The following is a 9,959-nucleotide window of genomic DNA, read 5'->3' as shown; positions in this document are numbered from 1 at the left end:
CGGCTCACACACCGCGTTGCGACCCCTCGTAGGGGCGATGAGGACCCCGTCACCGCCAAGCACCGCCAGCTCATCCGCTGTTGCGACCCCTCGTAAGGGCGATGAGGACCGCTCCGGCCGGACTGGCAGGAACAGCGGACGGGCAGTTGCGACCCCTCGTAGGGGCGATGAGGACTGGCCGCGGGCGATCGTCGGCATCTGGGTGTAGTCGTTGCGACCCCTCGTAGGGGCGATGAGGACTGGCAGCCCCGGCCCGGCCGGCGAGTCAGCGCCCATTGGGTTGCGACCCCTCGTAGGGGCGATGAGGACGCTGCGCTTGACGTCTCGCGAGCACCAGCACCGGTTGCGACCCCTCGTAGGGGCGATGAGGACTGGTCCACAGGCCGCCGGTCACGTTGACGGCGTGTTGCGACCCCTCGTAGGGGCGATGAGGACACAACATGGCCCGCGTAGAGGAGGCGGCCCGCACGTTGCGACCCCTCGTAGGGGCGATGAGGACTTGCAGGGGCGGAGCGCCTGGCCTTCTATCGGGCCGTGTTGCGACCCCTCGTAGGGGCGATGAGGACTTCGTGGAGTGCAAGAACCGGTCCGAGTACCAGTACGAGTTGCGACCCCTCGTAGGGGCGATGAGGACCGTCGCCGACGTTGTCCTTGACCCCGGTGACGGGTTGCGACCCCTCGTAGGGGCGATGAGGACACCCGATTGGTGACCAGTCGTGGCCGCATATCCATGTTGCGACCCCTCGTAGGGGCGATGAGGACTTGACGGCTGGACCTTGCAATGCAAGAACACCAAGGTGTTGCGACCCCTCGTAGGGGCGATGAGGACTCCGGATGACGGCCATGACGGATGCGTCACCCGGGTTGCGACCCCTCGTAGGGGCGATGAGGACGAGGACTGGCCCGAGCTGTTCGCCGTCGAGTACGAGTTGCGACCCCTCGTAGGGGCGATGAGGACCCTTCGGCCTGCTCCTTCGCCGCCCGGATCCGCCGCTGTTGCGACCCCTCGTAGGGGCGATGAGGACAACTCCTTGTCCGACAATCGGGTCAAGATGCTGTCGTTGCGACCCCTCGTAGGGGCGATGAGGACGTCACGTCCATCCGTTTTCGCGTGCGACTTGGGGTTGCGACCCCTCGTAGGGGCGATGAGGATCCCGGCGTCACGGCGGAGAACTGCCGCTTCCCGTGTTGCGACCCCTCGTAGGGGCGATGAGGACCCAGGGGTTTAGCATCACACCCGCCACGCAACCCCGTTGCGACCCCTCGTAGGGGCGATGAGGACTCAGGCGGGTGGCTCCGGCCCCGGCCATCACCGGTTGCGACCCCTCGTAGGGGCGATGAGGACATAGTGAGAATCCCACCAACACGGGAAAGGTTGTTGCCGTTGCGACCCCTCGTAGGGGCGATGAGGACTCCTCCGCGCGGTCGCCCGGCAGGCCAACATCGCGTTGCGACCCCTCGTAGGGGCGATGAGGACCGGCTTCGGGAAGCGTTGATGAGCCAGCACTTCGACAAGTTGCGACCCCTCGTAGGGGCGATGAGGACCTGCGCATGTGGAAGCCCGACGGGCACCAGCGAGGTTGCGACCCCTCGTAGGGGCGATGAGGACACCGGTTTCCTGTGGCGCACCGTGGCGGCGCACTACAGGTTGCGACCCCTCGTAGGGGCGATGAGGACATCCAGGTGGACGCGACCGGCGGCGCCGGCTCGTGTTGCGACCCCTCGTAGGGGCGATGAGGACGCTGCGCGAGCGCGGCAACAGGCAGCCGCCATTCATGTTGCGACCCCTCGTAGGGGCGATGAGGACGCCGGAAGATACGGACGGCTTCCTGTAGCGGCTTCCCCGTTGCGACCCCTCGTAGGGGCGATGAGGACCTGGTGATCGTTCTCGCTCGGGGGCTGTGGTGTCTCTGGTTGCGACCCCTCGTAGGGGCGATGAGGACTCCGAATTGCAGAGCGTTGGCCCTAGGGGGCCATCCCGTTGCGACCCCTCGTAGGGGCGATGAGGACCCCACGGTAAAGGCGCAGGTCACGGTAAGCAATATCGACGGCTGGGAGGGCCGTTTTGCAGTGAACCTCCGGTAGTGCAGAAAACCCCGGAGGTTCGCTGCAGAACCATGATCGAGATACCCTCCTGCGACTGCCTTGGAGGCAGCCTAACCCGTCCTTGTCCTATGAAGCGCGTGCTCATGGGCTTCGCAACTCCGCTTCAACCTGACCTGCGGAGATGCGTATTTATGTGTCGGCCTTGGCCCGTCGTCCATCTGTGTCAGATGAGGCGACTAACAAGGAGGTAGCGATGAGGCTGCGTGTAGAGGTGACCACGACGGCCACCGAGCTTCCCTGGGCGAAAGTGCTGGCCCCTGGCCGGTCCCTGACGTACGACCTCTTCGCCCGTGAGGCGCCGGAGCTGGGACGGCAGCTCCACGCCCAGGGGGCCGGCCCGTACGGCATGGTCCCGCTTGGGCACGGCGCGCCGGTGTTCCCACAGGCGAAGCGGCGTCAGGGCTCGTACGCCGTCGGTGGGCGAGGCTGGGTCGAGCTGGGCAGCCCGCGTTTTGATCTGGTGACGATACTCGCGCAAGGAATCAAGCAGCGAGAGCTGCTCGACTGGGGCGGCGCGGCGTTCAGGGTGCTGAACGTCTCCACGGTCGAGCCCCCGGCGTACAAGTCGGGTCGCGGGCGCTTCCGGACCCTCACACCGGTAGTGATGAAGGGCACCGGCCGGGATGAGTCGGGGCAACGAGCCACTCGGCAGGCATGGTTACTCCCCACGGAGCCCGAGTTCCCCGTGTTCTTCCAGCGCAACCTGCGGCGAAAGGCTGAGACGCTGGAGCTGGACCCAGAGGTGTCGCTGACGGAGGTCTCCTGGGTGGGGGCCAAGCGCTCCTTCTCCGTGGGGCAGGGGGCGAAGCCGGGAGCGCCGATCGAGGTCGAGCTGACTGGGCCGCCGGAGACACTGCAGGCGATCTGGAGCTGGGGGCTCGGGCAGGCCAACGCCGCCGGCTTCGGCTGGGTGGCCGCGTGACCGAGACCGACCTCGGCAAGTGCCTGGTGCCGACAGCCCACCCGCTGCAGCGCGTCGGGGCATACGCGTTGGCGATCCTCGGCAAGGCGTCGTCACCCGAGCAGTTGACAGCGGAGGCGTTCGACCGCGCCGTGAGCACGGTCACCGAGCACGCCGTCAACGCGGCCCTTATCCGGGATACGAAGGACGCCCGCGGCTTCTGGCTCAAGGCGAGCATGTCCTTCTTCCCGAACTCGAAGATGAACCATCACAGCAACGCGAAGAAGGGCGACGAGGACGTCCGCGTCGCCGTACGGCAATGGCGTCGGCCACCGGAGCGGGACGCGTGGCCGGAGGCGGCGTGCGTGCTGTGCGGGCGTGCCGCGGTCGGGTTCTTCGGCAAGGTTGACGTCCCGCTGGCCGAAAGCGACCTCTATCGCAACAGCACCCCGCGTGGGCACACGGGGATGGCGCTGTGCTGGCCGTGCCTGTGCAGTTTCTACGCCCTGCCGTACGGCTGCCGCCTCACAGGCGGGCCATCAATAGCGCTGCACAGCTGGGATGAGCGGTTCATGGCACGGACCGTGTCCCGGCGGGTGGAGCGCAACCATCAACTCATCGCTCTCGGCCGCCCGCCCGCCCATACCGGCCTTGGCAAGGAGGTGGTGGCGCTGCAGGCGCTGCGCCACCACGAGGACAGGTTGACGGCGGGCGTGGAACTGCTGGTGTTCAGCAACAACAATCGCGGCCAGACGCTGGAGATCCAGTCGATGGACCAGCCGCTCGCAGAGTGGCTGCGACGCTCGTCACGGCCACCGCTCAGGCGTAGCTTCCCGGCACTGCTGCGCGCCCACGCGGCCGCGGACCGCCCGGGGATTGTCGGACTCGCCCGCAACGCGTTCCGGTCGCCGGACCTGATCGCCGGAGCGTGTGCCCGCTACCTGACCAGGCCTCTCGACCACGGTGTGATCCGCGACGACGCGGCCGACCTGGCAGAGCTGTGCTTCTCCCTAGTGATCGAGGTGATGCGGATGAACCAGAACGAGATCGGCGAGATCAAGGCCGCCGGGGCGCAGGTGGCGACGTGGCTGAATGCCGAGAATTCCGCCGGACAGCTACGGGCCTTCAACGCGACACTCAAGGAGCAGTCCCGCATGCGGCACTGGCTGATGCGCCGCAACGTCGACGCCCTGCTCGCCCGTGAAAGCGGGATCGAAGGGCCGTTGATCACTGATAACCAGTTCCGGCTGCTGTTCGACCCCGAGGTGGAGCAGGCGTGGTTCCACCGGCAACTGCTCGTCGTGTCGGTCGTCCAGCGCCTGCACGAGCTCGGCTTCAAGCCCGCCGACCGGGCCGAGGTCGCCGCCGAGATGGCGGCCGAGGAAGCGGACAACCCCGAGGACATCGCGTACATGAAGGGCGAGGAGTCGTAGATGAGCTACCTGGTGGGGAAGATCGTCCTGGACGTGGTCGCCGGGGCGCCGAACAACGGTCTCGGCGAGGACAATGTCGCCAAGGTGAAGCAACTGCGGGTCGGGCGCGACGTGTACCCGTACGTCTCGGCGCAGGCGTACCGCCGCTGGCTGCGCGACTCGCTGCCCGCCTCCGAACCGGCCTCGCCGGTCGTACGTTCCGGCAGCGGCCAGAAGCAGCAGGCATACACGAACGGCAGGCCCGATCTCTACCTCGACGACGACCTGTTCGGCTACATGGTGGCGGTCAAGGGCGACAAGACCAAGACCTGCCAGCGGGATACCGTCCTGGCCACGGGAACCTTCGTGTCTGTCGCGCCGCGCCGCCCGGAGCGGGACTTCGGCACGATGAGCCGGGGCTTCTCGGCAGGTGAGAACCCGGTGCTGCACGGTCACGAGTTCTACAGCGCGGAGCTGGCCGCGGATGTGCTGCTCGACCTGCCGAGAATCGGCGTCTTCGAGATCGACGGCAGTGGACTCAAGGTTGCTCTGCCCGAGCCGGCTGCCAAGGAGGCGCGCGAGAGCGGCGCGGAGCCGGTCTCATTCCGCAACTCCTCGGCGCTGCGCCTGACCATCGGCGAGCGCCGTCGCCGCGCCGCGCTGCTGCTGCGCACCCTGGCGGCCGTACGCGGTGGTGCCAAGCAGTCCATGCACTACGGCGACCGCACTCCGGCTCTGGTCCTGCTCGCACCGGTGAAGGGCGGGATCAACCCGTTCACCCGCGTGCTCGGAGTCAGGGGCGACCGGGCCCGATTTGACGCGGGCGTGCTGCGCGCCGAGATGGAGGCGTGGGCCGACGAGCTGGACGGGCCCGTGCTGCTGGGCTGGGCGCCGGGATTCCTCGGAGATCAGAGAGAGCAGGTGCGCACCGAGCTGGCCGACCTGATCACCACGGGCAGCCTGGTGATCGACCATCCTCGGGTCCTGCTCGGCAGGCTGGCGGAGCAGATCGAGCGGGGTGAGCGGGACACCTGGTTCGAGGACCCCAAGGCATGACGACTCGCGAGGCTTTGGAGGTGACGGTGACCGCGCCCATCGTCTCCTTCCGCAACCCGCTGTACGCGGGAGTGCAGGTGGCGCTCCCCTGCCCGCCACCCGCGACGGTGGGCGGCATGCTGGCCGCCGCGGCCGGAGGCTGGGGGCATGTGTCCCCCGAGACCCGGTTCGCCATGGCGTTCCACGCGCGTGGCGCGGGCGCCGACCTGGAGACCTACCACCCGCTGGACGGCACCGGCAAGAAGGCGGATCCGACTCCTCGAAACCGGGAGTTCCTGGCAGGTGTGACCTTGACGCTGTGGCTCACGGCCGAGGTCGACCTGTGGGAGCGGAGGCTTCGCAGGCCGGTGTGGCCGCTCCGGCTGGGCAGGAGTCAGGACCTCGTCGGTGTCATAACGAGGCGGACGACGCTGACCCCCGGTCCCGGCCGTCAGGGCTCAGCCGTACTGCCCGATAGGGTCGCTCCCCCGCCCGCCGGGACCCTGCTGCGCCTGCCGACCGCGATCTCGCTCGACCGGCACAGGACCCGGTGGGACGGCTACCACTTCGACGCCTCCGGGCGAAGCGACCTTCGCGTGGAATCCAGCTGGGCGGACGAGGAAGGCCGCGCGGTCGCACTACTTCCCCCGGTGCATCCTGCGCTCCTCCTCGTGGTGGCCTGACGTGGCGCTTGAGGACATACAGGCCAAGAGCTTCCCGCCGGAGAAGCTCACCGCGCACCTGTCCGCCACCCTGGACGGTGCTCAGGCACTGCGACGACGTGTCGGGGTCATCGCCGTCGCCGACCAGGTGACTGAGGGGCTCTTCTGGACGGCCGCCTGCCTGGCCGCACTCTGTCATGACGCGGGGAAGATCCCGGACGGGTTCCAGGCGATGCTCAAGGGCCTCGTCCGAGCGTGGGGAGAGCGGCACGAGGTCGTGTCGCTCGGCTTCCTGCCGAACCTGATCGGTGACGAACGCCTGCTCACCTGGGTGGCCACCGGCGTCGCCACTCACCATAGGTCACTGGAGGGAGGGCGTGGGCCGCTCATCCATGCCTACGGCGCCGTGCCGGAAGAGGAGTGGCGCGGCCGACTCCACCCGATCCCCGGCGACGTCGCCGCCGAGCTCCACGAATGGCTGGAACGCACAGCTCGACAGGCGGGTCTGCCGGTGACCTCCGGCGCCTGTGGCCAGATGGAGGTGATCAGCGCGGCCCGGCAGACGTTCGCTCTGCTCGTGAACCGGTGGGAAATGCCGGTCCCGCAGAACGAGGGGCTGACGGCGGTGCTACTCCAAGGAGCGGTCACGCTGGCTGACCATGTCTCCTCCGCCCACGGCAGCCTTCACGCGTGCCAGCCTCTCGACGCGGAATTCCGGCCCTTGCTGGAGAAGGCGTTCGCTGACCAGGGCCGGGCTCTGCGCCCGCATCAGCTCGGGGCCGCGTCGATCGACGGACATCTCCTGATGCGCGCCCCGACCGGCTCAGGAAAGACCGAGGCGGGTCTGCTGTGGGCGGCCTCGCAGGCCATGGCGATCAGCCAGGCGACCGGCGGCGTGCCGAGGGTCTTCTTCACACTTCCCTATCTCGCCTCAATCAACGCCATGGCCGTACGGCTCGGAGACCTGCTGGGAGACGAGACCCTGGTGGGGGTGATGCACTCGCGGGCAGCCTCCTACCACCTCGCCGCAGCAATCTGTCCGCAGGACGGGGAGGGCGAGCATGCCGACGCCGCGAGGAAGGCCGTCTCACGCGCGGCGGCCACACGGCTGTTCCGAGAGACCGTGCGGGTGGGCACGCCGTACCAGATCCTGCGCGGCGTGCTGGCCGGCCCGGCGCACTCTGGCACGCTTGTCGACGTCGCGAACTCCGTGTTCGTGCTGGACGAGCTGCATGCCTATGAACCCCGGCGACTCGGATACATCCTGGCGACGGCGCAGCTGTGGGAACGGCTCGGCGGGCGCGTCGCCGTGCTGTCGGCCACGCTTCCGGATGCGCTGGCACGCCTGTTCCGTGAGGCACTGAGGCAGGACGTCCATCTGGTCGAGGCATCGACGGAGGGCCTACGGCGGCGGCACCGGCTGGTGCTGCGCGAGCGGCATCTGACCGACAGCGCGTCTGTCGACGAAATTCGGAGCAGGCTGTCGGGACAGGAGTCGGTGCTCGTCGTGGCCAACAATGTGGCCGACGCCCAGCATCTGTTCGCCGAGCTGGAGCCGGAAGTCGACACTGCCTTTCTGCTGCACTCGCGGTTCCGCCGGATGGACCGCTCGGCCCTGGAGGCGGCGATCACTGCGCGCTTCGGCACGGGCGGACTGCGGCGCCCGGGATTGGTCGTCGCCACTCAGGTGGTCGAGGTGAGCCTGGATGTCGATTTCGACTGCCTGTTCACCTCGGCTGCGCCACTTGAGGCATTGCTACAACGGTTCGGCAGGGTGAACCGGATCGCCGCCCGGCCGCCTGCCGACGTGGTGGTGCATCCGGCGGCCTTCGCTCCCCGGCGCAAGGGAAGCGAGGAATTCGCTGACGGCGTCTACCCCCGGGTGCCCGTCGAAGAGGGATGGAACATCCTCAGCCGTCACGACGGCGCGGAGGTCGACGAGACACAGGCGAGGGTGTGGCTCGACGAGGTGTACGGCACCGCATGGGGCCAGGCATGGTGCGACGAAGTCCTCCGCCATCAGGCGGAGTTCACCGATGCGTTTCTGGGCTTCGCGCATCCGTTCGTCAGCCGGGACGAACTCAGCGAGCTGTTCGACGAGCTCTTCGACGGAACGGAGGCGGTGCTGACCAGGGATCGCGACGCCTACGAGGCGAGCCTCGACCAGGTGACCGGGAACAGCGCTGCCGGCCGTCTGCTCGCCGAGCGCTACCTGATCCCGATGCCGTACTGGGCCGCACCCTTGACGTCCTGGGAGAAGCGGCTCGGCGTGCGCATAGTCGACGCCGAGTACGACGAGCGGCTCGGCCTGGGAGAGATCCACGGCCGCGCCGCCCAGGTCTATCAGGCGGGTGAGGTGCTGTGATCGGCCCGGATGACATAGGGGGTGTGCACGTCAAGTACCTCCACCACTGCCGGCGACAGCTCTGGCTGTACGCGCGCGGGGTGCGCCCGGAGCACCTCAGCACCACAGTTCAGACTGGCGAGGCGGTCCACGAGACCTCATACACCCGCAGTTCCCCGATCGACCTCGGTGCCGCGAAGCTCGATCACCTGGACGGTGCCGCCTGGGTCCACGAGATCAAGTCATCTTCGCGGCCGAGCCGGGCGGACGAGGCCCAGGCGATGCATTACTGCTACCGGCTGCACGCCGTGGGGGTCGCCGCAGAGGGCGGAATCTTGCACTATCCCAAGACTCGCCGCACGAAGCGCCTGCCGTACACCGAGCAGGCGGCCGAAGCAGCCGAGGCCGACATCGCCGAGGTCCTGACCGTCATGTCCGCGACTACCTCCCCGCCGCGACTCGCCCGATCGGGCTGCCGGGGCTGTTCCTACGCCGACTACTGCTGGAACGAGTAGATGCCCACCGCCACCCGAACGTACTGGCTCACGACCTCCTGCCGGATCCGCCGCAAAGACCAGTCACTGCGGATCGAACGGGACGAGGGCTCACCCGTGCACATTCCGATCACCGATGTGCGGGACATCGTCGCCTGCGAAGCCGTCGACATCAACACGGCCGTGATCAGCCTTCTAAATCAGCATCGCATCAACCTCCACTTCCTCAGCCACTACGGCGACTACGCCGGGTCGCTACTGACCTCCGAGACCAGCGTCTCTGGGCAGACAGTGATCGCCCAAGTCCGGCTGGCCTCGGACCCCGTCGCCTCACTGGCGATCGCTCGCGCGATCGTCGCAGGCGCCGCCGCCAACGTCCGCCGAGTGGTCGACCGCAAGCTGCTGACCCGGCCGATGGCCGTACTTGAAGCCTCCATCGCCGACGCCTCCACCCGTGAGGAACTGATGGGCGCGGAGGGCACCTTCCGCCGATCGGCCTGGGCCGTGCTGGACACTCGTCTGCCCGACTGGCTGCGGCTCGAAGGGCGCAGCCGCAGGCCCCCACTCAACGCTGGGAACGCGTTCATCAGTTACGTCAACGGCATCGTCTACGCACGCGTACTGTCCGCCATCCGGCTCACTCCGCTGCACTCGGGCGTGGCCTTCCTGCACAGCACGATGGAGCGCCAGCGCCACTCACTGGTCCTGGACCTCGCCGAGGTGTTCAAGCCGCTGTTCGCCGAGCGGCTGCTGCTCCGGCTCGCAGGCCGAGGTCAGCTGAAACCTGCTCACTTCGACGTGGACGTCAACCAGGCCATGCTTAGTGAGGCGGGGCGAAAGCTCGTGGTGCAGACCGTCCGAGACGAGCTGGCCGTGACGATCCAGCACCGGGCGCTGGGCCGCAACGTCGCCTACGACGAGCTGCTGTATCTCGAAGCCCTTCAGCTCACCCGCCGGTGCCTGGAGGGCACGCCGTACAAGCCGTTCAGAATCTGGTGGTGAGAC

Annotated in this window: 7 protein-coding genes and 1 CRISPR repeat array; all 7 genes read left to right on the top strand. The window is 68.0% G+C overall.

What is annotated here, in order from left to right; translation table 11 throughout:
* Positions 1-15 precede the first annotated feature (15 nt).
* Positions 16-2,010: a CRISPR direct-repeat array (repeat unit 30 nt; unit sequence GTTGCGACCCCTCGTAGGGGCGATGAGGAC).
* A 289-nt stretch (positions 2,011-2,299) separates the two neighbouring features.
* The 7 genes from AB0B72_RS37030 to cas1b are packed head-to-tail and all read left to right on the top strand — an operon-like array spanning position 2,300 to position 9,956.
* Positions 2,300-3,028 (top strand): CRISPR-associated endoribonuclease Cas6, encoded by a 729-nt coding sequence (locus AB0B72_RS37030; RefSeq protein ID WP_367744218.1) that lies wholly within the window; start codon positions 2,300-2,302, stop codon positions 3,026-3,028.
* Complete coding sequence (locus tag AB0B72_RS37025) at positions 3,025-4,440, top strand: hypothetical protein (protein ID WP_367744217.1); 1,416 nt, start codon at positions 3,025-3,027, stop codon at positions 4,438-4,440. Before AB0B72_RS37030 ends, AB0B72_RS37025 begins: the two co-directional genes overlap by 4 nt.
* On the top strand, positions 4,441-5,475 hold the full coding sequence (gene cas7i / locus AB0B72_RS37020) for a type I-B CRISPR-associated protein Cas7/Cst2/DevR (protein ID WP_367744215.1): 1,035 nt from the start codon (positions 4,441-4,443) through the stop codon (positions 5,473-5,475).
* The gene (gene cas5 / locus AB0B72_RS37015) at positions 5,472-6,137 is read left to right on the top strand and encodes a CRISPR-associated protein Cas5 (protein WP_367744213.1); all 666 of its coding nucleotides are present in this window, start codon (positions 5,472-5,474) and stop codon (positions 6,135-6,137) included. The genes cas7i and cas5 overlap by 4 nt, the downstream gene beginning before the upstream one ends.
* Position 6,138: 1 nt before the next feature.
* The gene (gene cas3, locus AB0B72_RS37010) at positions 6,139-8,481 is read left to right on the top strand and encodes a CRISPR-associated helicase Cas3' (protein WP_367744212.1); all 2,343 of its coding nucleotides are present in this window, start codon (positions 6,139-6,141) and stop codon (positions 8,479-8,481) included.
* A 23-nt stretch (positions 8,482-8,504) separates the two neighbouring features.
* Positions 8,505-8,975, top strand: coding sequence for a CRISPR-associated protein Cas4 (locus AB0B72_RS37005; RefSeq protein ID WP_367744211.1), 471 nt, complete (start codon positions 8,505-8,507; stop codon positions 8,973-8,975).
* Complete coding sequence (gene cas1b / locus AB0B72_RS37000; protein WP_367744210.1) at positions 8,976-9,956, top strand: type I-B CRISPR-associated endonuclease Cas1b; 981 nt, start codon at positions 8,976-8,978, stop codon at positions 9,954-9,956.
* Positions 9,957-9,959 lie beyond the last annotated feature (3 nt).

The sequence above is a fragment of the Microbispora sp. NPDC049125 genome (genome assembly GCF_040802045.1).
Classification (GTDB): Bacteria; Actinomycetota; Actinomycetes; order Streptosporangiales; family Streptosporangiaceae; genus Microbispora.
The sequence above is the reverse complement of the archived record's forward strand: the minus strand, read 5'-3'. Positions and strand labels throughout refer to the sequence as shown.